At 41.9% G+C, this 24,469-nt stretch carries 20 protein-coding genes; 8 read left to right on the forward strand and 12 right to left on the reverse strand.

Going from position 1 to position 24,469, the window contains the following annotated elements:
* Positions 1-2 precede the first annotated feature (2 nt).
* Positions 3-398: a helix-turn-helix domain-containing protein gene (locus ABMY45_RS09730; protein ID WP_349288819.1), complete on the forward strand. Its 396-nt coding sequence runs from the start codon at positions 3-5 to the stop codon at positions 396-398.
* Here ABMY45_RS09730 and ABMY45_RS09735 read toward each other — a convergent pair.
* Genes ABMY45_RS09735 through ABMY45_RS09745 form a run of 3 tightly spaced genes read right to left on the reverse strand, consistent with a single transcriptional unit; the run spans position 391 to position 1,672 of the window.
* Complete coding sequence (locus ABMY45_RS09735; RefSeq protein WP_349288820.1) at positions 391-963, reverse strand: DUF2726 domain-containing protein; 573 nt, start codon at positions 961-963, stop codon at positions 391-393. The two genes, ABMY45_RS09730 and ABMY45_RS09735, sit on opposite strands and share 8 nt — an antisense overlap.
* Positions 960-1,226, reverse strand: a complete 267-nt coding sequence (locus ABMY45_RS09740) for a hypothetical protein (RefSeq protein WP_349288821.1) — start codon at positions 1,224-1,226, stop codon at positions 960-962. Before ABMY45_RS09740 ends, ABMY45_RS09735 begins: the two co-directional genes overlap by 4 nt.
* The gene (locus tag ABMY45_RS09745) at positions 1,205-1,672 is read right to left on the reverse strand and encodes a hypothetical protein (protein ID WP_349288822.1); all 468 of its coding nucleotides are present in this window, start codon (positions 1,670-1,672) and stop codon (positions 1,205-1,207) included. Before ABMY45_RS09745 ends, ABMY45_RS09740 begins: the two co-directional genes overlap by 22 nt.
* Before the next feature lie 270 nt (positions 1,673-1,942).
* On the opposite strand from ABMY45_RS09745, the gene ABMY45_RS09750 reads away from it, so the two are divergent.
* Positions 1,943-2,935 (forward strand): tyrosine-type recombinase/integrase, encoded by a 993-nt coding sequence (locus ABMY45_RS09750; RefSeq protein WP_349288823.1) that lies wholly within the window; start codon positions 1,943-1,945, stop codon positions 2,933-2,935.
* 320 nt (positions 2,936-3,255) lie between these two features.
* On the opposite strand, the gene ABMY45_RS09755 is transcribed toward ABMY45_RS09750, so the two are convergent.
* The 4 genes from ABMY45_RS09755 to ABMY45_RS09770 form a co-directional block, all read right to left on the reverse strand.
* Positions 3,256-4,365 (reverse strand): hypothetical protein, encoded by a 1,110-nt coding sequence (locus tag ABMY45_RS09755; protein ID WP_349288824.1) that lies wholly within the window; start codon positions 4,363-4,365, stop codon positions 3,256-3,258.
* 8 nt (positions 4,366-4,373) lie between these two features.
* Positions 4,374-4,772, reverse strand: coding sequence for a hypothetical protein (locus ABMY45_RS09760; protein WP_340548030.1), 399 nt, complete (start codon positions 4,770-4,772; stop codon positions 4,374-4,376).
* Between the two features lie 437 nt (positions 4,773-5,209).
* Complete coding sequence (locus ABMY45_RS09765; RefSeq protein WP_340548029.1) at positions 5,210-6,283, reverse strand: DUF262 domain-containing protein; 1,074 nt, start codon at positions 6,281-6,283, stop codon at positions 5,210-5,212.
* Positions 6,280-7,035 (reverse strand): FRG domain-containing protein, encoded by a 756-nt coding sequence (locus tag ABMY45_RS09770; protein WP_340548028.1) that lies wholly within the window; start codon positions 7,033-7,035, stop codon positions 6,280-6,282. Before ABMY45_RS09770 ends, ABMY45_RS09765 begins: the two co-directional genes overlap by 4 nt.
* A 516-nt stretch (positions 7,036-7,551) precedes the next feature.
* Between ABMY45_RS09770 and ABMY45_RS09775 the strand changes: the two genes are divergently transcribed.
* From ABMY45_RS09775 to ABMY45_RS09785, 3 genes are all read left to right on the forward strand, one after another.
* Positions 7,552-10,260, forward strand: coding sequence for a CHASE domain-containing protein (locus ABMY45_RS09775; RefSeq protein ID WP_349288825.1), 2,709 nt, complete (start codon positions 7,552-7,554; stop codon positions 10,258-10,260).
* 221 nt (positions 10,261-10,481) lie between these two features.
* Positions 10,482-11,162, forward strand: coding sequence for a transporter substrate-binding domain-containing protein (locus tag ABMY45_RS09780; RefSeq protein WP_227387232.1), 681 nt, complete (start codon positions 10,482-10,484; stop codon positions 11,160-11,162).
* A gap of 97 nt (positions 11,163-11,259) precedes the next feature.
* Positions 11,260-12,300: a tetratricopeptide repeat protein gene (locus ABMY45_RS09785; RefSeq protein ID WP_010606438.1), complete on the forward strand. Its 1,041-nt coding sequence runs from the start codon at positions 11,260-11,262 to the stop codon at positions 12,298-12,300.
* A 66-nt stretch (positions 12,301-12,366) separates the two neighbouring features.
* Here ABMY45_RS09785 and grpE read toward each other — a convergent pair whose 3' ends face one another.
* Both grpE and ABMY45_RS09795 read right to left on the reverse strand, forming a co-directional pair.
* A complete protein-coding gene (gene grpE / locus ABMY45_RS09790; RefSeq protein WP_102056533.1) occupies positions 12,367-12,984 on the reverse strand; it encodes a nucleotide exchange factor GrpE in 618 nt (205 codons plus the stop codon).
* A gap of 65 nt (positions 12,985-13,049) precedes the next feature.
* A complete protein-coding gene (locus ABMY45_RS09795; protein ID WP_206471604.1) occupies positions 13,050-13,985 on the reverse strand; it encodes an HrcA family transcriptional regulator in 936 nt (311 codons plus the stop codon).
* 90 nt (positions 13,986-14,075) lie between these two features.
* On the opposite strand from ABMY45_RS09795, the gene nadK reads away from it, so the two are divergent.
* From nadK to recN, 3 genes are all read left to right on the forward strand, one after another.
* Entirely contained in the window at positions 14,076-14,960 is an 885-nt protein-coding gene (nadK, locus tag ABMY45_RS09800; protein ID WP_045990546.1) for an NAD(+) kinase, read from the forward strand.
* A gap of 62 nt (positions 14,961-15,022) precedes the next feature.
* Entirely contained in the window at positions 15,023-15,604 is a 582-nt protein-coding gene (locus ABMY45_RS09805; RefSeq protein ID WP_010606436.1) for a hypothetical protein, read from the forward strand.
* 95 nt (positions 15,605-15,699) lie between these two features.
* Positions 15,700-17,376 carry a DNA repair protein RecN gene (gene recN / locus ABMY45_RS09810; protein WP_174168587.1) on the forward strand — a complete coding sequence of 559 codons (1,677 nt, stop codon included), beginning with the start codon at positions 15,700-15,702 and terminating at the stop codon, positions 17,374-17,376.
* A gap of 28 nt (positions 17,377-17,404) precedes the next feature.
* Here recN and ABMY45_RS09815 read toward each other — a convergent pair whose 3' ends face one another.
* The 3 genes from ABMY45_RS09815 to gltB form a co-directional block, all read right to left on the reverse strand.
* The gene (locus tag ABMY45_RS09815) at positions 17,405-17,800 is read right to left on the reverse strand and encodes a DUF1801 domain-containing protein (protein ID WP_010606434.1); all 396 of its coding nucleotides are present in this window, start codon (positions 17,798-17,800) and stop codon (positions 17,405-17,407) included.
* 393 nt (positions 17,801-18,193) lie between these two features.
* Positions 18,194-19,609 carry an FAD-dependent oxidoreductase gene (locus tag ABMY45_RS09820; RefSeq protein ID WP_206471603.1) on the reverse strand — a complete coding sequence of 472 codons (1,416 nt, stop codon included), beginning with the start codon at positions 19,607-19,609 and terminating at the stop codon, positions 18,194-18,196.
* Positions 19,610-19,618: 9 nt separating this feature from the next.
* Positions 19,619-24,076, reverse strand: a complete 4,458-nt coding sequence (gltB, locus tag ABMY45_RS09825; RefSeq protein WP_174168585.1) for a glutamate synthase large subunit — start codon at positions 24,074-24,076, stop codon at positions 19,619-19,621.
* Between the last annotated feature and the right edge of the window lie 393 nt (positions 24,077-24,469).

Here is a 24,469-nt window from a genome sequence, read left to right on the forward strand (position 1 = left end):
CTTTGGAACTTAACTCATCAGAAGTTTTTGAAAAACTTAAAGATTTGTATGGGTGTAAAACCCTAAAAGAAATTTGCGATATTTTCGGGAAAAACAAAGCTTGGGCTGGGCAAATGATAAAAAATAACTCCCTACCTTACCCACAATGTGTGCAAGCGGCAGCTGAAAAAGGAGTTAGTCTAGATTGGTTATTGTTTGGTAAAGACTCATACACGTTAAGTAAAAGTGCTGTTTTGAGTGAGATTCAAGATGGTATTTATGAGTCCGTTGAACTGGGGATTCTTGACGAGATCAGCACCGAGCAGCTAAAAGCCACATCAGCGCTGATTTTAAAGAAGTTAGAAAATATAACTCAGATCTCTGCTGAACAAATCAAAAATGAAAAGGCTGTCAGCTAGCCTTGTCTAAATCTGTTTTTAGCGCACTAACTTCCCGAGTAGTAAAAGCTTGATACACCACTTTTGCTACCTCTTCTATCTTGTATGCACGCTTGGCATCAAATTGGTAGAGCTTTAAGTCGGCACTGATACAAGCTTTTTCTAAAAACGCATCTCTTTCTTGTCTTGCTTTTTGCTTATGCGATTTATCATTTAACTCAATGGCCGCAATTACCTTTGAAGTTTGTGGGTCGCATAAAACATAATCGAAATGTTTTGAAGATATGGCATTAAAAGACTTCTGCCATAGTGATCGGTCTCCGCTAACATCTGGTTTTAAAACATCAGCAACTCTAACCTTTGAAAAGATAACCGCCTTACTTCCAATCACTGAAACTAAAACGTGATAAAAGCTCAATTCGGCAGGAGACATTAACTCTGATATTTGCTTGTATTTAAAATCAGACTGCCTAGGTTCGTCGTTCTCGATACTCCCCTTTTTAGAGCTTTTGGCCGCGAATACAACGAAAAGAGCCATAGCCAAAAAAAGTAAACCTATTAAAGTATATTCTGTGATGAAGTTCATTTTACAATCCTTAGTGCCCTGTCAGGCTCGATATTTTCCTTTAACAACCTCTGTTGATAGAGGTCAAACTTTATATCCCATAGACGCTTAGCCTCAACTCGCTTTTCTATGGGTAATAATTTTATAGCTTGGTACTCCGACAATAACAACATGGCAAGTTCGCCTAACGGCATATCTTCCTCGTCTTGTTCCTTTAATACGAAAAAGAAAATCAAAAATACTAATATAAAACAGAGCAATGCTAGCGGTAGCTCGATATACATTGACGAACCTTGATATTTGACCAGCTAAGAATGAAGTTTGTTGAGATTAAAACTGCTGTTGTATTTACAATAACGGTGTAAAAATCATAAAACCAATGTGTTTGATGACGATACACAAATGCTAAAAAGTGCATAGTTAAGTATGCCGACATATTAACTATCGACATTAGATAAGCGAGTTTAACTTCACTTGCATGGCGTTCTTTAGTCATCGTATGAACAGCAAATATTGCAAATACGGTAAACGCATCATAAATAAGCCAATTCAGATAATACGCATTAAGCGCAAAATATCGTCCCCCATCTTGTACAAGTTCACTCATAAAGAAGCTGGCCGAGTATGATAGCGCGTAACAAACAGCTGCATACTTAATTGATAAATTCTTATCTTTAAAAAATACCCACAAAGCAGCCGTTACCATTAAACAAAAAACTAAGGTGTCCATGGCCACTACCTGAGACCATGAACTAAGCAAATTAACTTCTAACATGGCAAACTTTTAACTACTAACCGTGCTAGTTTTAGTTACCTTTGCCGTTGCTGGCTCTTTTTCCGGTGGAACTACGACTGCACCACCATCACGACCACCTGATATTTTTTGAAGTAAACTTAAAGGGATTATTGATTTTTGGAATTGCATCGCTGTAACCTCCATTTGTTGCGATTCAGGGTATATTAATTTTTTGTAAAGTTTTGGTCAATGGAGTTTCGATGTATGACTATAAAAAAAGTGGCAAGTGGGTATAAAGTAGACATCAGGCCATGGGGAAGCGATGGCCGACGGATTCGAAAAGTATTTCCCACCCGAGGTGAAGCACAAAGATATTTAAACCACACAGTAGCTCAGGCAGAGGAAAAGCCTTGGAAGCAAGAAAAAACAGATCTAAGAAAGCTATCTGATATTGTCGCTACGTGGTACAAAATTCACGGCCAAACTTATACTGACCCGAAAAAAGCACTCAATAAATTAGAGATGATGTGCGAAGCATTCGGTAACCCAATTGCTCAATCATTCAGCTCAAAAACGTATGTTGATTGGCGAGGTAACAGAATGACAGGTGAAAAGGCTATTTCAGGTAAAACGGCCAATAATGACTTGGCACTTATCAAGGGTGTATTCAATAAGCTAATTGAAGTGGGTGAAATTAATTACCCTAATCCCTTAGCTGATGTTAAACCATTTAGACTCCAGCAGACCGAACTTGCTTTCTTAACTGAGGATGAAATACAAACCGTGCTTAACGAGCTTAAACGCTCGTCAAATCCGCACGTTTATATCGTGGCAAAAATTTGCTTAGCTACCGGATGTCGGATAAGTGAAGCATCCTCACTGAAAGGTTCTCAAGTGATCCACTCCGGTGGTAACTGCAAAATTATGTTTATGAAGACCAAAGGCAAGAAGAACCGTACTGTGCCAATCACTCAAGCACTCTATGATGAAATCCCTAAAAAATCAGGGCCGCTGTTTGCAGACTGCCGAAAGGCATTCGAACGAGCAATAAATAATACAGACATCATTTTGCCAGCTGGTCAGTGCAGCCATGTGTTAAGACACACGTTCGCCAGTCACTTTATGATGAACGGAGGGAATATATTGGTATTACAACAGATACTAGGCCATGCGAAGATAGAGCAAACGATGGTTTACGCACACTTCGCACCTAGTCACTTGGAAGATGCTATTAGGTTTGGGCCTAAAATACCTTAGCCCTAATAGCTCATATTTGATCTTACAGTTTCAATGAATGGGTTTGGACTTCTTCTACCTGACAGCTATGAGCGTATAGCGAACGGTTGCTTTAACAATATTTTGGAAATTTACGAGTTGAGGGTAATACATGATTTGCACGACTAATGGATCTTCAATTCTTATATTTGAAAGCATGTTGGATAGCGCCTTTTGCTTAATCAACCTCGTTCATGTAAATCGGTTAAGTGGCGCAGCCAACAGAAAGATGGTTTAGTTATATCAACTTTTTCATGCGTATATGACCCCTGGTGTACGACTTGCTCCCGTAGACATCAATCCTAATCAAATATTTTTATTTGCAAGTAGTCATCATTAACTATATGTATTCTATCTTGGTAGTTTTTAGAGCGTGGAAATACACGCCAAGAAGTATAGTCGTCAGATAGTAAATACTCTCTACGATCCTTAACTCGAAATAATTCATCTGAATCTGTTTCAATAAATCTTCCAGAATTAATTTTTTTAACCTTAGATATAACAGTTCTGCTTAGATCAAGTGTAGAGTCTGACAATTCTATCCATCTATTATTTTTGAACATATACTCTTTATTTCCTTCACCAGCGGCATATAATTTACCTTCTTCAAACCAAGAGTTGTTAAATTCAATTCTTGAGATATTTTTTACTTCTTCATTGTTCAAAATATCTGTTATTTTTCTTATTGATTTTTCTTTTTCTTCACTTACTAAGTTGTTTTTACTGGTACTTTTAAAGTTAGAGTCGCTGGTTATCTTGTTGAACAAATACACTATCTTATCTCCCAACCCTTCAAGTATTGCCAAGGTTGAGTTAGAGTTCCATTCGCAATCTAAACAAATACTATCATTTATAATTTTTTCCTTTTTTCTGCTAAAGCCAATATTTTTTAACTGTTCGACATCATTATTCATTATTTCTAAAGCACCGTTATCTCCAGCAGCAAGGATAGTTCGTCCCCAAGAACCAGTGCTCAACCCAAAAACTTTTGCCTCTTTCCATAATGGTACTAATTCATTAAATTTCATTATTTTTCCATTATCCCATTCTTCCAAGAATGGTAAGGTCTCTAACCCTCGCTCTGAAGATATATAAAGAATATTATCTTTCACATCTAGATCAGTACTCCAAACATCAAGGTCACAGCAAGTTCCTTTTTGATATTTCTCTAAAAATGACTTTTCGAAGTTCAAAGTTATATTTTCAGTAATAGGGTTGTTATTCCTGTTCCGACAATCTAGTATTTTACTTTTCATAAAGGAATATTCAGGGTGAAGACTAAAATAACGTTCAACTAAATGATTCCAGCTATATGAGCAAAGCCGACCATCTGTATCAACAGTAAATAAAACTCCTGAGTAAATAAATGAATCTATAAAGTCACCAGTGATGTTAATATTTAATTCTTTCATTTTCACTATCATTTTGCCTTGTTAAGTTTCATAATTTCTTTTTTAGGAATTCCTGGGCTCTTGTTCCAAGCTTTCAAAATTTCGCTGCTAGGAAAATCAGTAAGCGCGTTAACTGGATATCCATGCCAACAATTGGTGGTATGCTCTACAAACTTAGCGAGAACTAGCTCAGTGTACGTTTTCCCTTTTTTTATAAAGCGAGGGCGGTGATCTTCACCTATCACATCCAATGTTTTATCCGCACTCTTTAAGGACCAAATGTTTTCGCCATCGAACCATTTGGCTTTGTAACCACTTATGAAAACATCTTTTTCTTGCTCAATACTTATTATCCATTTGCTTTTTTTTGTTTTATTCCACCCCGGCAATCTATGATCGGCTTTATTTTCATATATCGGCATCTGCATTCTAATTAAGTCCTATTAAAAAGTGATAACATAAAGTCAAATTCAATTACTTTGCTTCATTTTAATTAGTTGGGAAAGTTTTTCTAAATTTTATTGCTACTCATACGAAATAGCATATTCATTCATAATGATATAAAAAATTTCTTCAGCCCGAGAGTTTGTAATACAAACTGATCTTTGAACTAGTTCAAACTCTCAAAAATACAAGAACCAGATTCTTTCACTTTTGTACGGAAAATGGGCACATCTTGCATTTGGCACGCTAATCCGAGTTTCATCTACGTCTGCTATTCGCTCAAAAAGTATCTGCATTAAGATACCTTGGAGTAGAAAGGAGTTACGCAGCTCGTCGACTATTGACACACTTGCAGCAGTCAGATTTGATTTAACTCTGTTAATCTATCCTGGCAGTTCGAGTTAAGACTTACTCAACTTAGCTAAATCTCAGTTTCAGATAGCTCCATATAACTACTAAGTATCCTGAAACGCTCTTTGATGTTTGAAGCATCATTGGTCCCTTGCTGTGCTAAGCGGTCAAACTCTAATAGCTCATATGATGATTCTGAATAATTTTTTTCTGCACGAGCTCTGTTATCAGAAAGCAAAACTCTAAAATTCAAAAACTTTCTTCTTTTTAACTTCTCTAGCTCTCCAAGTAAACTAGCTTTCCTGAAAAGAAGATAATAAAGCACCATATTACCTTGAGCTTTCAATATTTCATCGGATTGGCTGAATGTGTCACACATAAGCGATAGGTTTCGTGTTACTTCCTTAACCAGTCTTCGCATTCTAACTCTATCATTCACGTGAACTTTAGCAAACTTATCCAAATAAACCTTTTTGGTATCTACAATTTTCCCGTGTTCTTGCAAGCTGTCTTCTGTTAACAAAATTCTGGCAGCAACTTCTAAATGTTGATATCTCTTATTAGTAAAGCGAACACGATTAACAAAGAGATCTGAACCTGCAATATCCCTTATAGCCTTCACAGCTGCTCCTCCGAATGCGTTTCTCTTTTCAGCAGCATTTAATGGAACAGCTTCATTTAACCTAGAAAACATATCTTCTATTAGATCAATATCATCAGTTTCGACACCAACAATTGGCAATATAAATGAATCAAATTGAATTTTTATTCTCGGAAACTCTTTAGCAATGTCGCTATAAGTCAAACCTTTCATGTTTATTTCGGTATCCTTTTGATACTCGAAGTCTGACGATAAAGGGAACTCTCCTTCAATAAATTGCCAAATTGTTTCTAATCTTTGCCTACCATCAATTACAGAATAAGCAATGCCAGTTTCTTGGTTTGATTTCCTGTCGTAAATATGAAAATAAATCTTTGGTATATCATAGTTATTTAGAATAGAATCGATAAGAAGTTGTTTTTTCTCTTTTGTCCAAACATCGCTCTGGCGCTGGTATACTGGATCTAACTTAATTTCTTCTCGCTCTGCATAAATCAGCATTATGGTTGAATTTTTTAGCGGATTCGTTTGAATAAAGCTCACTGTATACTCTCCTTAATAATATCTCCAATACTTGCCAACTCAGGAAACAATTGAAACTTAGTGTATCCAAGTAATTCTAACTGTTTTTTTATAATCTCCTTTGAATCATTGGGAATGGTTATTTTAATTACATGTTCAAAAGGTTCGATATCATCAATAGCTACATTATCTAAGTGATGAATTGTAAATACCCCATGTTGAGCTTGAATTCGAGCATTATTTCTGGTCGCAATTGTAGCCACAGGTAGAAGCTCTGTATTCGGCGTACTTTTAAGACTGTCTATAGAATAGTTGGTTAATTCAACATCTTCGAAAGATGGAATGTAATCATGCTCATTTTTGTTTCTAATTCTGGAAAGCATATTAAGCTCTGTTGGAAAAAGCACCCAAAGAGCTGCATCTTCTCCTTCGTGCGTTGCTAAACTTTCTACAGCAAAATATAGAGCAACCAAAGGACTTTCACTCCAGTCTAAAAGGCGCGTAGGAACTCCGTAATGTTGCATTAAAAAAAGCCAATCAAAGTCTGATTTGGGAATGGTATTTGTATTTATAAGCATTGCAGCACTTTGTTTGAATTTTTTTAAAAAAGTTGATTCCGATGGCATGTTATTCTGACGCATGTAAAATGGTAATAAGTTCCAGGTGGAACGAGCCTGTCCACGAAACCAAACTTGTTTACTATCTGGATTGATCTTTCCTAATACTTCCAGAAGATCCTGAATTGATTTTATTTCCTGCTGATTAACTGCCAAATCCATTATCCTTAAACTACTGTTTTTGAGTGTCCACATTGTGCCCACATTCACTAGTTAACACAAGATACAACTAGCTTACATGAGATTACAAGTCATTGTTTTTGATGTAAATCATTGTTTTTAAAAGAGCAGTGAGAAAATCGACGCTTTCCGGACGGGGGTTCAAATCCCCCCAGCTCCACCAAATTTTAGCGTTTTAAAACAGCCAGTTAGAGCAATATGCTTTAACTGGCTTTTTTGTTTTCAGGGCAAACATCCACATTTCATCCTAAAAAATGTCCACATCGTGACCACATTTATATAAAGCCCAAAATCCGCATATTTATTTTAGCTTTTATGGTCACATGGCTTATCCGATTTCAATCTACAATTTATCCAAATAACAATTCAAAATATGTCTTTATTGAGCCAATTTAGGCATAAATTCGGGATTGTCACTTCACCGTAATCACTATCAATTCTATGCTATCTGGACTAACATATTGATTAGATTTAAAGCGTAAGGAATATAGCGTGTCGTTAGCGAATGCTCACACAGTTCGCCAGAGCCGATTTTTGCCACTTGTTGCTGCACTACTCGTGTTAGTTGGCAGTATGCTTTATGGGTTGGTGTTATATGAGCAAGAAAAGGAGCATCATGCTGAAAAGGTAGCGGCGGCACTTGCCTCACGGCTTGACCATGTGACTGAGGGTGTAAACGAGCGCGTTACGCTGTATTGGTACGGTATTTTAGGGCTTCGCACTGCAATTTATGCGAATCAACAACACAGCTTTGACTACCAGGCGATGCAGCGTTATATCAGGTCCTTTGACTTCCAAGCAGAATATTCTGGGGCTCGTGGCGTGGGGATCATCAAATATGTCCCCGTTGATAGCGTAAGCAGCTTTGTGCAACAAGCACAAGCTGAGCGTACAGACAGAACATTCTCCATCAAAACGCTAAACCCACATAGCACCAGCAAATTTGTTATCCAGTACATTGAACCCGAAGTAAACAACGATAAAGCCGTCGGCTTGGATATAGGTTCCGAAGCTAGTCGTAGAACAGCAGCAATAGAAGCTGCAACTGCCAATGAGCCGAGGCTTACCGCCCCAATTACCTTAGTGCAAGCCGACAATAAAATTAAATACGGCTTTTTGATACTCGCGCCAATTTATACCTCTATTGGTATGGCAACAAATGAAGAAAATCGGTTAGACAACTTAGTTGGTTGGACTTATTCCCCGTTACTTATCGATGAGATCCTGTCGACTTTGCTGTCTTTTCGACAAGATGTTTCAATTCAAATTTCCGATGTAACCAATAACGATGAAAACACACCATTTTATCAGGTGCTAAAAGAAGATATTAAAGAGTTGGATAACTCAGTGGCTAAACAGGTCACCTTGTTTGGTCGCTCTTGGGAAGTAAAAATTTGGCCAACTCCGCAATTTATCCGTTCACTCAATCTCGTCTCTCCTAATACCATTTTGCAAGTTGCGCTGCTGGTGTCTGCGCTATTGGCAATCATCACTTATATTCTGCTTTTAAGCTTTACGCGTCAGCGCTTAGCAGAAAAGGAAAAGCTAGCAGCCGAAGAAGAAAAAGCACAGTCCCTTGCTAAACTGAACTCTTCATTAGAACAGGAAGTAAAAGCACGAACTAAAGAAATCGTAAAATACAGCCAACTTCACACCAGCATTGTTGAAGGTTCGGGTTATGCCATTGTTGCCACCGATCCTGATGGTATCATTACCCAGTTTAACCCTGCAGCTGAGCGTTTATTAGGGTACAAAAAAGATGAACTCATTGGTAAATCATCCCCTGCCATTTTCCATCTTGAGGAAGAGGTCATAGCAAGAGCAAAAGCGTTAACGGAAGAGCTTGGCAGAGTCATTGAACCTGGATTTGAAGTGTTTGTCGCCAAAGCCAAACAAGGTGTGGTAGATACTAGTCGATGGACTTACGTTACTAAGCAAAATCAACACGTCCAAATTAAGTTAAATGTAACAACCTTGACCGACGAACACGGCAATATTGATGGGTTTTTGGGCATCGCATTAGATCTCACTGAGCAGCTCAAACATGAGCGAGAACTCTCGCACGCCAAAGAAGCAGCTGAGCAAGCAGCCAAAGCCAAAGCCGTCTTTTTGGCGAATATGAGTCATGAAATACGAACCCCCATGAATGGCTTATACGGCACATTACAACTATTAAAGTCGGAACCACTTAACAGCACCGCTACCAACCTACTTGAGAAGGCGACTTACTCGGTTAAGGCACTTAATACTATCATCAACGATATTTTGGATTTCTCTAAAATTGAAGCCGGTAGAATTGAGCTTGAAGAACGACCATTTAATATTGAGGTGTTGGTTGAACACCTACGCTCAGATTTCTTAGTGTTGGCAAAAAACAAGGGATTAAAACTTAAGATCTACGTTGAACTTGAGCATAAGTTTTGGCTTGGAGACGAAGTCAGAGTCAGGCAAGTGTTGCTTAACCTCTTGTCAAACTCCATTAAGTTTACTGAAACTGGTAGTATTATTACCCATATAAAACCACTTCAAAATGATTCAGGTATGCTTATCACCGTTGCCGACACCGGCATAGGAATGACAGAAGCCACAATCAAAAAACTCTTTTCACGATTTGAGCAGGCGGATAAGTCCACCACCAGAAAATTTGGTGGTACGGGGCTCGGCCTTTCTATCACCCGCTCCCTAATCGACCTGATGGGCGGCACGATAAAAGTAGAAAGTACTGTCGGAGAAGGCAGTCAATTTAGCATCAAGTTGCCCTTGCAAAAGGCTAAGTGTACATCAGAGCAACCAAAAGGCGATCCGCTAACAGCAGCAGACTTGAGCGGTACGTCCATATTGCTGGCTGAGGATAATCCAGTAAACCAGCTGGTAGTGCGCTCTATGATCAGTAAAGCCAATGGTGATATTACGATTGCGAATAATGGTAAAGAGTCCATTGAACAATTCGAGCTAAACAAACCCGACTTAATACTTATGGATATTCAAATGCCTGAAATGGATGGCGTTGAAGCCTGCAAGCGTCTCAAAAGAAAGGATCCCAATATCCCAATAATCGCATTGACTGCAAATGCCTTTGCGGAAGACAAAGCCTTGTATGAGCGCGTCGGATTTGATGGTTATGTTGCCAAACCCATAGAGCAGCTTGAGCTTATCAATACCATAGCGACCGTACTCGCACAGAGCCGCAATGTACAATAATAAATTAAGAAGCAAAAAACACTTTGCGGATACATTAAACATTCTTAATCGTTTAACAAAACACGTGTACCAGTCTTCCTTTGCTGATAAAATAAGCATGCTTTATAAAACGCTCAGAGATTTACGCCATGAAATGTTCTATATCACTTTTACTTAGTTTACTTATCACATTTTGGGCATTTGAAACTTTAGCGAAATGTAGCAAAACTTTGCGCATAGGAATGAACGAAACACTGTGGCCTCCTTATATTTCCCGTAAAGAAGGTAATGTCTCTGGTTTAGAGATTAATGCGCTAAACACCTTGTTTAACGACTCATCTTATTGCTTGGAATATGTCTTTTATCCCACTTCAGCGAGAATGCTAGCAGAGTTAAAGGTAGGTAAGGTAGATGTACTAATGGCTGCGACCAAAACGGCATCTAGAGCTAAGTTTGCTTACTTCACTACACCTTACCGCCAAGAAGTCATGGCATTATTCCAACATAAAGAAAAACCAAAAATTGGCGGCGAAGTCGAGTCGTTGATCCTTGCAGGAAACACATTTGCTCTGAATGCCGGCAGCTACTATGGAATTGCCTTTGAAAAACTGATCCAAGACTTTTATAACGATCAGCTGGTACACCTGCCCAATGCCGCTCGCCGCTTTAAAATGTTGGGTAAACAGCGAGTTGATTATGTTGTTGAAGATAAGCTCGCGGGCGAGCACTTTATTCAAGCCAAAGAGTATACCGATGTTATCTATTCTGGTATCGACGCGAATAGAACTCCGGTTAGCTATATGCTTAGCAAAGTCAGTTTAACCACTGTAGACCTTGAAAATATTAATCGGCTAATTGAATTGCACCAGAGTGAACTCAACAATTTGTTTTCTTTTCATCACGTTTCCGATCCCCATTTATAATTGAAGAGGTAACCTCTACATTGTTGCTTATCTTTGTATAATGCTGTTTGTCGTAATTGATTTGGAACTATTTGTTACTGCCGACTACAGTTAATAGATGCGCAAAAATGTGGTTGGGATTTGCTTGGTTCGGTTTTTACTCTTTGTAACTTGTACATTTTATTTTTGCCAACATGCGTTGGCGAAAGACTTCTCATATTTTGAAAGTAAGCTAGACGAGGCCAGCGACTATTTAACGGTTAACCCTGCACAATCCTTGATTATTCTCGACAGTTTAGAGCAACTGCAAGATGTACCTGTACCGTTATTTATTCAGTGGCATTTGCTGAGCGCTCGTGCATCTGTACCAACAAACAAAGTTGATAGGCTCTATACCTCAATAAACGCGACCTTTCTGTATCCAGATGACATGTTTTTTAAAGCCAACCTCCCTACCATTTTGAGTGCGCTAGGGATTTGGTTACGCCGACAAGAATACCTTGATGATGCTGATACTAGTCTTAAGTGTGCCTACAAATATGCAGAAAATGACCGCCAACGACTTACGCTGACTAACAGTATGGCGCTAGTTGCCCGCAACCAAGATGACTACCAAAAAGCGAGAACATTGTATGCCAAAGCACGCAAATTGGCTGAGGAGTTAAAGCAAACCCCGGTACTTGCGATGATCGAAAGCAATTTGGGTAGCCTCGCACTTGATCAAGGTCGAGTATTTGAAGCCGAGCAGTATTTTCGCCATGCTCTGTTGGGCTATCAAGCCGTTGATAAACGCTCGGGTCAAATCTCAGCGGGGATTAACTTGATGTTTGTCTTTCTTATTCAAAAACAAATCGTGAACTACGAACGTTTACAAGGGCCCACGTCTACCCTAACCACAGCCTTTCCAAACGAATCAAAACAAGCTTGGCTACAATGGCTTGAGGCGCGCTATAAACAACTCGAGGGGGAGATGCCCAACCAAAGCACTAAGCAAGCGTTACAACTGGCATATACCCAGTTAGAAAGCGATAAAGTAAAGCTACTAGTACATAGATATTTAGCAAAAGAGTTAGGCGTCGAAGTAACGGCTCCCCTCCCCATCACAGCCAAGTCTTTTTCAAGCCCTTGGTTTGATAGAGTGAAGCTGTGTAGCTGGTAAGCAAATACATTCGTTCCTAAACGCAAAAAAGCCGCTCAATGAGCGGCTTTTTCAAATTGAATTTGCTTATTCAGCAGCCTTAGAGACCATCACCATTGCAGGGCGCAATAGACGACCGTTTAAGGTATACCCTTTTTGCATCACAGCAAGCACAGTATTTGGTGATACATCATTGCTTGGCTGAATTGACATTGCTTGGTGTAGCTCTGGGTTAAATGCTTCACCCTGCGGGTTTACCGCTTCAACACCAAATTTAGCAAGGGCATCAGCAAATGTCTTGATAGTCATATCAATACCTTCAAGCACTGGCTTTAAAGTTTCGTTTTCTTTGTCAGAAAACTCAATCGCACGCTCTAGGTTATCGATTACAGGTAGTAATTCGTTTGAGAACTTTTCTAGCGCAAATTTATGCGCTTTTTCAACATCCTGCGCTGCACGGCGACGAACATTTTCAAGCTCAGCAGCGGCGCGAACAACGCTATCTTTTTGTGAGTCGATAGTTTGCTTCGCGGTTTCAAGCTCAGCATACAGACCAGCGATTTCTTCTTCTGGGCTCAACTCACCCGCATTTTCTGCCTGCTCTTCCTGAGTTTGTTGTTCTGCTTGTGCTTCTACAACTTCCGCTTCCGCTTGTGTTTGTTCTTGTTCAAGCTCTTGCTCTGGGGCTTTTGTCTGCTCAGACATGTGGTGATTCTCCGATTCTTTACAACTGCGGTAATTATGGGGATTGAAATGAGAGTTTCAACCCTTTATTGCGGCAATTTTTTGAATTCCGACAAGATAGCTTCGATCTTTGAATCCGCAGGGCAAATGACGCAAAAGCGACTTTGATATTCTCCTTTGGAGAAATACGGCACACTAAGCACCACTACGCGATGTAAACCGAGCATGCTTAGCTCTTCGCCAAGTAACACGGATATACCGTCTTTAAACGCCAAGCGGTCTTCAACTTGGTCTAAAAATCCGACGCCAAGATTAATCTCTCTATCCAACTCTAGGCGGTTATATAAGTAGCGCTCGCCCACAACAATCGCATTATCTGAGCCTAATTGCTGACTTAACTGCTTAGTCCACTGGGCCAAAATATGATGACAACTCGGCGGTGCGCTGTGTGCCATGGCGCGCATTCGGTGCAACCCTTCAACTAAAGTTTGTTGACTGAATACAGTATTCATCCAAGCCGCGAACTGGTAACGCAACGCGTCGGAGTCATCAACGGGTTTATCTATACAAATATTGTGTGATTGCCCCGCTCTGTCTAACAGCAGGACCAGCCAATTTTTACGATCAAAATCGAGCACTTCGACACGGAACATTTGTTTGCTGCTAACTTGTGGTAATCCAACGCAGCAACAGACCTGGAAGTTTTGGCTCAATAAGTGGGCAAAAGAGACTATTGCGGATTGATCTGGTTGCCAATGAACGGCAACATCAGCCAGAGGAAAAAACTCCTGTAGCCAGAATTTTACACCTTGATCGGTGGGCACGCGGCCAGCTGACGTGTGCGGCGAATACAATAAGCCTTGATTTTCAAGTCTTGCCATTGCATTGCGTACGGTTGCAGAACAAATAGCAAGGCCGTCCTGCTTTGCTATTTTGCTGGATGCAACAGGCTGCCCTTCACCATTACAATAATGGCGCATGACCGCACACAGAATTTGTTCATCTCTGGGATTTAGTTTCATAATTATTTTAATATGGGTGTCAATTGCCAGTTTCAAGCACTACGCTTTTAATATAATCTTGCAACAAAGATACCAAGGACAAATGACTGAATGACGACCACGTTTAACACCATCGGCTTAATTGGCAAACCCAACCACGAAGGCGCGGGGACGACCTTACAACGACTCTACACATTTTTGCAAGCATTAGGATATGAAGTACTCGTAGAAGATCGCGTTGCGGAGCAAATAAAGTCGTTAGACGAAGACGCTGTTGTCGAGTTAGTTGAACTAGGTAAACGCTGCGATCTTGCTATTGTTGTTGGTGGTGACGGTAACATGCTTGGTGCGGCAAGAGTACTGGCTCGTTTTGATGTCGCCGTGATTGGGGTTAACCGCGGTAACTTAGGCTTTTTGACAGATTTGAACCCCGAAGGCTTTGAAGCGCAGCTAGAAGCGGTGTTAAGCGGCCAATTTATTGAAGAATCGAGATTTCTGTTAGAGGTGGCAGTATATCGACATCACCAACTTAAAAGCGCAAATTTAGCAATGAACGAAGCCGTATTACACGCTGATAAGGTTGCTCATATGATTGAATTTGAGGCCTTTATCAACGACGACTTTGTATTTTCCCAGCGCTCAGACGGTTTAATTGTCTCGACACCGACGGGGTCAACCGCTTACTCGCTTTCAGGTGGCGGGCCTATTTTAACCCCAGAACTCGACGCTATTTCTTTGGTGCCTATGTTTCCGCATACCTTATCCAGCCGGCCTTTAGTGGTGGATGCAGAAAAAGAAGTCAAACTTAAGTTAAGTCTAGAAAACACCGATAGCTTACAAGTAAGTTGTGACAGCCATGTTGTACTGGCTGTGCTACCTGGCGACGAAGTTATCATCAAAAAAGCGGAGAAAAGATTAAGATTGATCCACCCTAAATGCTACTCCTACTACAATGTTCTTAGACAGAAATTAAATTGGGGCAGTAGGCTTTACTAAGCACGCAAAGTTACGCAAAATAACCTTGGTTAATTTTTCTAATTTAGGTAAATAACAATAAAATGGCTTACGTTGTATTTTTCACATTGGCGCTGCTTATCACTATACTTTCAGTGTATTTAGTGATTGAAAATAATAGAAGAAAAGCCCGTGAAGCGGAAAAAAAAGCCTTTAACGATCGTTTAAAAGTGATTAGTAGCAACTTTAAACTTAAAGTTGCTGAATTCGTCGAAGCGAAGATTTTAAGGCCAAAATACGCACCGCAGATCAATGCAATTGTTGGCAACTTTTTTGTCGTTCAAGCCCACTCGGAAGAAAACTTAGCGCAACTGGAAAAAGTGTCTGAGTTATTTATCTATTCAGTGACAAACGAGCTTAACAAGTGTCGCTCAAATGGCAATATGGATTTGCTTGCTGAGCAATTACAATATTTTGTTGCCGAATTACCCACGGCAGGCATTGCCTATAATCGCGATTTCTATCGCGAGATGCTCCCGGCCCTCATTGCTCGCATTCAAACACCTGAAACACCAGCACAACAGCAAGATGAAGATGTATTAGACTCACCAGAACTAACTAGCTCAGAGCCATCCAACCAACAAAAGCAAGCAGCAGCCTTAGTAAAAGAGCATGCCGTCGGTTAATCTTGCTATTATTTTTAGCAGAATTTTTTAATTTGAGTTGCTAAACAACAAAATACTGTATAAATTAACAGTAATTCTCTGTTAGGGTGTACAGTATGCTTTTAGCTTTAAATATTCAAAATTTTGCTATTGTTAGTGCGCTAAATACTGACTGGCATTGTGGCATGACCGCAATTACAGGTGAAACAGGCGCAGGTAAGTCCATTGCAATTGATGCGCTTTCTTTATGTCTCGGTGAGCGCGCTGATCCTTCTGCTATTCGTCCAGGTACCGACAAAGCGGATATCTCTGCTCAGTTTGATGTTTCAAATCTCCCAGCTGCCAAACGCTTTCTAACGGAGCATATGCTAGATAACGAAGAGAATGAATGTATTCTTCGTCGTGTTATTAGTAAAAGTGGGCGTAGTAAAAGCTACATCAATGGCTCCCCTGTTACTGCTGGCCAGCAAAAAGAGTTAGGCCAACATCTTATTGCAATCCATGGACAACACGCCCATCAGCTACTGCTAAAGCCAGAATATCAACTGCACTTGCTAGATGCCTATGCTAACCACACGACTTTGTTACAAGCAGTTAAGGGGCAATATAATCACTACCATAAACTGCAAAAAGAATATGCCGAACTACAAAAGTCACAGCAGGCACAAGCCGCAAAAAAACAACTTCTTGAGTACCAAGTAGCGGAGCTTGACGAGTTTGCCCTACAAGAAGGCGAATATGAAGATATTGAGACCGAACATTCACGCCTAAGCCATAGCCAAACCATTTTAGAACAATGCCACCGTGAGCTCTCTCGCCTTTATGAAAATGACGAGCAGACTGTGCTATCGCAACTACAACAAAGTGCACAAGTGTTCTCTGAACTCACCAGTTTTGACAAAACCCTTGAGAATATTGCGCAAGTGCTTGAAGAGGCAGCAGTACAAGTGGAAGAAGCCAGTAGAGAGATCCGCAGTTATTCCGATTCTGTCGAACAAGATCCGATGCGACTACAGGAGCTAGAAGATAGACTCTCTCAAGCTCTAGATTTAGCTAGAAAGCATCAAGTTCAGCCAGAATTGCTATATCAGCACCATCAAGCACTACAACACGAGCTTGAGTCTATTAGCTCTGATTCTGCACGACTGGATGCATTAGAGGAGGAAATTGCTGAAGCCATCAACGCCTATAACCAAGCTGCACAAGGATTAAGTCAAAGCCGCCAGCAAGCCAGTGCATCTCTTAACGAACGTATTTCTGCAAGTATGAAAGAGCTTGCGATGGGTGATGGTCAATTTGAGATCCAGTTAACGCCTAATCTTGGCGCTAAACCGAGCCCTCTTGGGTATGACCACATTGAATTTTACGTCTCTACTAACCCAGGCCAACCTTTACAGCCTATGGGCAAAGTTGCCTCGGGTGGTGAACTATCTCGGATAAGCTTAGCCATTCAAGTGATTATCGCAACACGCGTTACGACACCCACTTTGATTTTCGATGAAGTTGATGTAGGGATATCAGGTCCAACGGCTGCAACCGTAGGTAAATTGCTACGTCAGCTTGGCCAGTCCACGCAAGTTATTTGTGTTACCCATTTACCGCAAGTGGCATGCAGTGGTCACAACCAGTTCTTTGTCGCAAAACGGGTAGAACATGGCGAAACCTTTACCAAAATGACCCCAATGGCAGAAAGCCAACGCATTGATGAAATAGCAAGGTTAATTGGTGGAGATAAAATAAGTGACACGACAAGAGCGAGTGCAAAAGAATTACTACAAGTACAAAGTGCTTAGCCGTTATCAGGCTGATTGCTCCTGTTGATTAACGCGCAGCGTTATACCGAATTGCTGCGCGGATCAATGTACAGAAATGGGCTTCATTGATGGTGTCCTGCTGTTTTATATCAATCGCCCGTCGAGTGTTACCTGCAAACCCTGTATTGAATAACTGGTGCTCATCTTCAAACTTTGCACCGTATGCAAAGGTAAGTTTGACCTTATCTTTGTATACTTCGCCCGTGCAGATCATGCCAGCTTTTGACCAGACAGGCACTCCTGTTGGGTTGCTTGGCTTACGCCACTTGATATCTTCTTCTACCTCTTTATCAACACTTAGGATCAGACTTCTGACCTGCTGCAATACCACTGCACGCCAATCGCTTAAGCTCGCTATCTTTGCAGTGACCGCATCAGCGCCTGAGTTTATTGTTTCATTCATGATCTTTCCTTAATACTATTGATAAATATATGTTGAGTAAAATTAAGTTAGTGGCTAACAAGGGCCTGTTGACCTTTGCTGTTTGATTTTTGTTCTTCTGAGTGCGTTTTGGTCGCGACGCTCAACTTGCCGCCTAGTAATCTAGGTAAAAGTTGAGCAACAATGAACAAAGCACACTCAGGTGAACCCAAAGGGCAGCGCTTGATTAGCATTTCTACTGTGTTATCGCCTGACTCACATAGAACAACTATGCTACGCAGACTCTGCCTTGTATAAACACCAATCAAACTGCTGCAAAAACAAACTTAAAAGATAAACAGTCCCTACGCAAAATTCAAATAAAAAAACCCCAGCTACAACGAATGTAGTTGGGGTTTGTGAACGACAAAAGCGTTAAACTTCTAAATAATCCAAAATGCCTTCAGCGGCGTTGCGGCCTTCAAAAATCGCCGTTACCACTAAATCAGAACCTCGTACCGCGTCACCACCGGCAAAGATCTTAGGATTACTTGTTTGATGTGTAAATGCGCCTTTTTCTGGAGCAACAATACCGCCCCAGTGATTTATTGCGACATCGTATTGTGCTAACCAATCAAGGTTGTGAGGCTTAAAACCAAATGCCATGATCACCGCGTCGGCTTCTAGTGTATGCTCAGAGCCTTCCACGGTTTCAGCACTACGGCGACCATTTTTGTCAGGTTCACCTAATTGTGTTTTCACCATTTTAACACCCGTCACTTTGCCTGAGCTGTCAATTTCAATACCAACCGGCTGTAAATTGAATCTAAATTCAACCCCTTCTTCTTTGGCATTTTTAACTTCTCGAACTGAGCCTGGCATGTTTTCTTCATCACGACGATAAGCACAGATCACGGATTGCGCATTTTGTCTGACGGACGTTCTAACACAGTCCATCGCTGTGTCCCCACCACCTAGTACCACCACGCGCTTACCAGCCATGTTCACATAGTTATGCTGACTTTCGTCATAGCCCATAACTCGGTTGGTGTTACCAATCAAAAATGGTAGCGCATCATAAACACCATCGGCATCTTCATTTGCAAGATTACCTTTCATGCTTTGGTACGTCCCCACACCTAAGAATACGGCGTCGTATTGCGACAATAACTCGTCCATTGAGACATCACGACCAACCTCGGTATTGAGTTTAAACTCAACGCCCATTTCGGTGAAAATCTCGCGACGGTTTTCCATTACCGATTTTTCTAATTTGAATGACGGGATCCCAAAGGTCAGCAAGCCACCAATCTCTGGGTTACGATCATACACCACAGGGCGCACGCCGTTTCGCACTAGAATATCTGCACAGCCAAGCCCTGCCGGACCCGCGCCTATGATTGCGACTTTCTTATCAGTCCAAGTAACGTAAGAAAGATCAGGCTTCCAGCCCTGTGCAAACGCCGTATCAGTAATATATTTTTCAATATTTCCTATAGTCACTGCACCAAACTCTTCGTTCAGCGTACACGACCCCTCACAAAGCCTATCTTGCGGACATACTCGACCACACACTTCAGGCAAACTATTGGTACGGTGAGATAGCTCCGCTGCCTCAATGATTCTGCCGGTACGAATAAGTTTGAGCCATTGCGGAATATAGTTGTGAACTGGACACTTCCATTCACAATACGGATTACCACAATCTAAACAACGATCGGATTGCGAATGAACTTGCTGCTCAGAAAATGGCTCATAAATTTCAACAAAAGATTGCTTACGCGTAGAAATAGGCTTTTTGCGCGGATCTACACGTTGTACATCGATAAATTGGTAAACGTTCTCGCTCATTGCTCTCTCCTACTGCGCCTGAATTCTTAGCTCAGCGCTACTACGCGCTCGGTGGCCAAGTAAACTGTTTAAATCGCTCGACTTTGGCTTTACCAATGTAAACATTGGCAAATACAACTCAAAGTTAGCTAAGATCTGCTCAGCTCGGGTTGAGCTCGTTAAATCTAAATGCTCTGCAATTAAACCGCGTAGATGTTCTTGGTGCGATGCCAGCGCTTTGAGGTCTACCAGCTCGACCAACTCAGGGTTGATCCGCTTATCAAAATCACTTTCTTCATCAAGTACATAGGCAAAACCGCCGGTCATGCCTGCGCCAAAGTTAACGCCAACTTGACCAAGCACACACACCACGCCTCCCGTCATGTATTCGCAGCCATTATCACCAAGCCCTTCAACAACCGCTTGTACACCCGAGTTACGCACAGCAAAGCGCTCGCCTGCTCGGCCTGCAGCAAACAACTTGCCGCCGGTCGCGCCATATAAACAGGTGTTACCGATGATAGCCGCCTGATGAGAGGCAAAGCTTGAGCCAACAGGAGGACGCACGACTAGCTTTCCACCAGCCATCCCTTTACCAACATAATCGTTAGCATCACCGACTAATGTCATTTCAAGGCCACCCGCATTCCACACCCCAAACGATTGCCCTGCTGTACCATGTAACTCAAGTGCGATTGGATCTGCTGCCATACCTTGGTTACCATGCTTGCTCGCGATATAACCAGACAGCATTGCACCGATAGAGCGATCCGTATTGGATATACGACTCACCAACGAGATACCTGTCATTTCATCGATTGCCGTCTTCGCTTTCGCTAGTAAGCTTTCGTTCAACGCACCACTGTAATGTGATGGATTAGTATGGGTGCAATACAGCGCTTCATTTGACGGATTGTTCGGCTTCGCTAGAAGCGGACTTAAGTCGAGCTTTTTCTGCTTCGCAGTATTACCTTCAATGGCTTCAAGTAAATCCGTTCTACCAATCAAATCGGTGAGTTTTGTGACTCCCAAAGCGGCCATCAGTTCACGAGCCTCTTGCGCAATAAACTTAAAGTAGTTCATCGCCATTTCCGGCAATCCGTGATAATGCTTTTGACGCAACGTATCATCTTGCGTAGCAACACCGGTTGCACAGTTATTAAGGTGACAGATCCGCAGGTACTTACAGCCAAGCGCAACCATAGGGCCGGTACCAAAACCAAAGCTCTCAGCACCCAAAATTGCTGCTTTAATAATATCTAATCCGGTCTTTAAGCCGCCATCTGTTTGCAACCTAATGCGGTGGCGTAGACCATTTTCAACCAACGCCTGTTGCGTTTCAGCAAGGCCGAGCTCCCATGGGCTACCAGCATACTTTACCGATGTCAGCGGACTCGCCCCAGTACCACCGTCATAACCGGCAATGGTAATGAGATCGGCATACGCTTTAGCAACACCAGTCGCAATCGTGCCGACACCGGGCTCTGAAACCAGCTTGACCGAGATCATCGCTTCAGGATTGACCTGTTTGAGGTCAAAAATAAGCTGAGCTAAGTCTTCGATCGAATAAATATCGTGATGCGGCGGCGGCGAAATCAAAGTAACACCAGGAACCGAATAGCGTAGCTTCGCGATATAAGGGGTGACTTTTTCACCTGGAAGCTGACCACCCTCGCCCGGCTTTGCCCCTTGCGCAACTTTGATTTGAATAACGTCAGCTGAACGCAAATAATGTGGTGTCACACCGAATCGGCCAGAAGCAACCTGCTTAATACGCGAATTCTTTTCTGTACCAAAACGTAGCTTATCCTCACCACCCTCACCAGAGTTAGAGCAACCGCCGAGGCGATTCATCGCAATTGCTAACGCCTCGTGTGCCTCTGGTGATAATGCACCGATACTCATCGCAGCTGAGTCAAAACGTTTGTAGAGCTCGGTAGCAGGCTCAACGTCATTGATGTCGATTGCTTGTTGCGCCGTATTAAGCTTAAGCATATCTCGCAGATTTGTAATTGGGCGGTTATTTACCAGCTCCGCGTATTTAACGTAGTCTTGATAGTTACCCGAACGAACAGCGGTCTGCAAAGTTTGCACGACATCTGGGTTATACGCATGGTATTCACCACCATGCACATACTTTAATAATCCACCGTGTGATAGTAGTTTACGCTTGCTAAATGCCAATTTATTGAGTTGTTGTTGCTCCAAGGCAAAGTCGTCAAAACACGCACCTTTAATACGGTTTGCAACGCCTTTGAAGCACAATTCAACCACCTCATCGGATAAACCGACGGCTTCAAACAACATCGAACAACGATAGGAAGCAATGGTGCTGATCCCCATCTTCGACATGATTTTGTATAAACCTTTGTTAATCGCGCCGCGATAAGACAAAGTCACCTCGCGGTAAGACTTTTTAATGATCTTCTTATCACACATTGCAACAAGGGTTTCGTAGGCTAGATAAGGATAAATCGCTGTTGCGCCAAAACCTAACAAAACAGCAAACTGGTGCGGATCTCTTACGCTACCTGTTTCAACCAAAATATTGGTGTCGCAACGCTGGTTGCCATCCACTAGTCGTCTTTGTACTGCCCCCACGGCCATCGCCGCAGGGATAACTTGTTTACCTGCAGCGATTTCTCGGTCACTGAGCACTAACATCACGCACCCAGAACCTGCTTTTGCAACGGCTTCATCACAAATGCGCTTGATTGCATCTTGCAATGACTCTTCAATCTCGTAAATCAATGAAATTTTACACGCACAGTAATGGTCATCATCGGCGGCTAATAGCTGCTGCATGTCAGAATAAGTCAATACTGGCGAGGCAAATTGCAAACGTTTAGCGTGACCTGTGGTTTCGTTGAAAACGTTTTGCTCACGACCAATACAAGTCGCCAGTGACATTACATGATTTTCCCGTAATGGATCGATTGGCGGGTTCGTGACCTGAGCAAACTTCTGGCGGAAGTAGTCAAATATCGAACGGTGTCCTTCAGATAGCACTGCAAATGGCGTATCGTCACCCATTGAGCCGGTTGCTTCTTGGCCGTTTTCGCCCATTACGCGGATCACTTGGTCGAGCTCTTCATTGGTATAACCAAACTGCTTCTGATAGGTCAGCAAAGTTTCGTCGTCAAGATCGCGCTTGCCAGCTGCTTTCTCATCTAGCGCTTCAAATGGCGTTAAACGCTTAACATTTTGCTCAAGCCAAGTTTTGTACGGGTGTCTGGATTTCAGGTCTTGATCGATTTCATCGGACTGCCAAATCTTGCCATGTAAGGTATCAACCACCAGTAATTCACCTGGACCCACGCGACCTTTTTCTATAACTTCATCTGGCGCGTAATCCCAAATGCCCACTTCCGAGGCAAGCGTAATAAAGCCGTCTTGCGTGATCACATAGCGGGCAGGACGAAGACCGTTACGGTCCAAATTACAGGCAGCAAAGCGTCCATCAGACATCACGATGCCAGCTGGGCCATCCCACGGCTCCATATGCATGGAGTTAAAGTCATAGAATGCGCGTAAGTCTTCATCCATGGCACGATTTTTCTGCCATGCAGGTGGCACTAACATACGCATAGCGCGGAATAAGTCCATGCCACCAGCTAAAAATAGCTCTAGCATGTTATCTAAACTAGACGAGTCAGAACCCGTTTCATTGACAAACGGTGCCGCATTTTGTAAGTCTGGTAATAACGGCGACGCGAACTTGTAAGCACGCGCTCTCGCCCACTGACGGTTACCTTCAATAGTATTGATTTCACCATTGTGAGCTAAATAGCGGAACGGTTGCGCCAACGGCCATCGAGGCTGTGTATTGGTTGAAAAGCGCTGATGGAATACACAAATCGCACTGGTCATCCGCATATCAGCAAGATCAGTATAAAAATTCGGTAGATCCGCAGGCATCATTAAGCCTTTATAGATAGTCACCAAACCGGACAAACTACAAATATAAAACTGCTCATCTTGCTCTAAACGCTTTTCGATGCGTCGTCTTGCAATATAAAGACGACGCTCTAAATCTTTAGGACGCCACCCTTCAGGCGCACCGACAAAAACCTGTTTAAACTGCGGTAATTGTGCTTTAGCAATAGGACCCAACATAGATGGATCGGTGGGTACTTCACGCCAACCTATGAGCGTCAGTGTTTCTTTTTCTAATTCTTCACTGATCACTTTCTCAGCCGCAGCTGCAAGCTCATGATCCTGATTTAAAAATAGCATACCTACCGCATAGTTTTTGCCCACATGCCAATCATTTTCAGCTGCGACGGCGCGAAAAAAACTATCCGGTTTTTGTAATAACAGTCCGCAGCCATCGCCGGTTTTGCCATCTGCAGAAATACCACCTCGGTGCTGCATGCGGTCCAAACCTGTGATTGCTGTACGGATCAGTTTGTGACTCGGCTGACCGCTTACATGCGCAATCAAGCCAAATCCACAGTTATCTTTTTCTAATTTTGAGTCGTATAACATAGACTCCTCCCCTTGCTACAACGGCCAGCCCATGACGGTACGACGAAATGCTGGCAGATATTCAAAATTAGCCTTGATTGAAAGTAGAGTCAACACAAATATGAATACATATTCATAAACTTGAATATTTCTCATTGGTAAGACAAGTTAGCCAAAACCGTAATAAATTTGCCACTTTGAAAATAGTGAATATAAATTTGTAAAATGACACCGGTATCACACCAATAAAAATGCAACAAAACACAATCAGGAATAAACGTTTACGTAAACGTAAACTTTGATAAAAATGAATAATTATTCACTTTTCAGTTTTGTAAAACTCAATATCGGAGCGCGTTCGATTACACTGTTTATATAGGTATGCAAAACAGAGCGCGTTTTTAGCTTGACGCT

The sequence above is a fragment of the Pseudoalteromonas sp. XMcav11-Q genome (assembly GCF_040104525.1).
Taxonomy (GTDB): domain Bacteria; phylum Pseudomonadota; class Gammaproteobacteria; order Enterobacterales; family Alteromonadaceae; genus Pseudoalteromonas.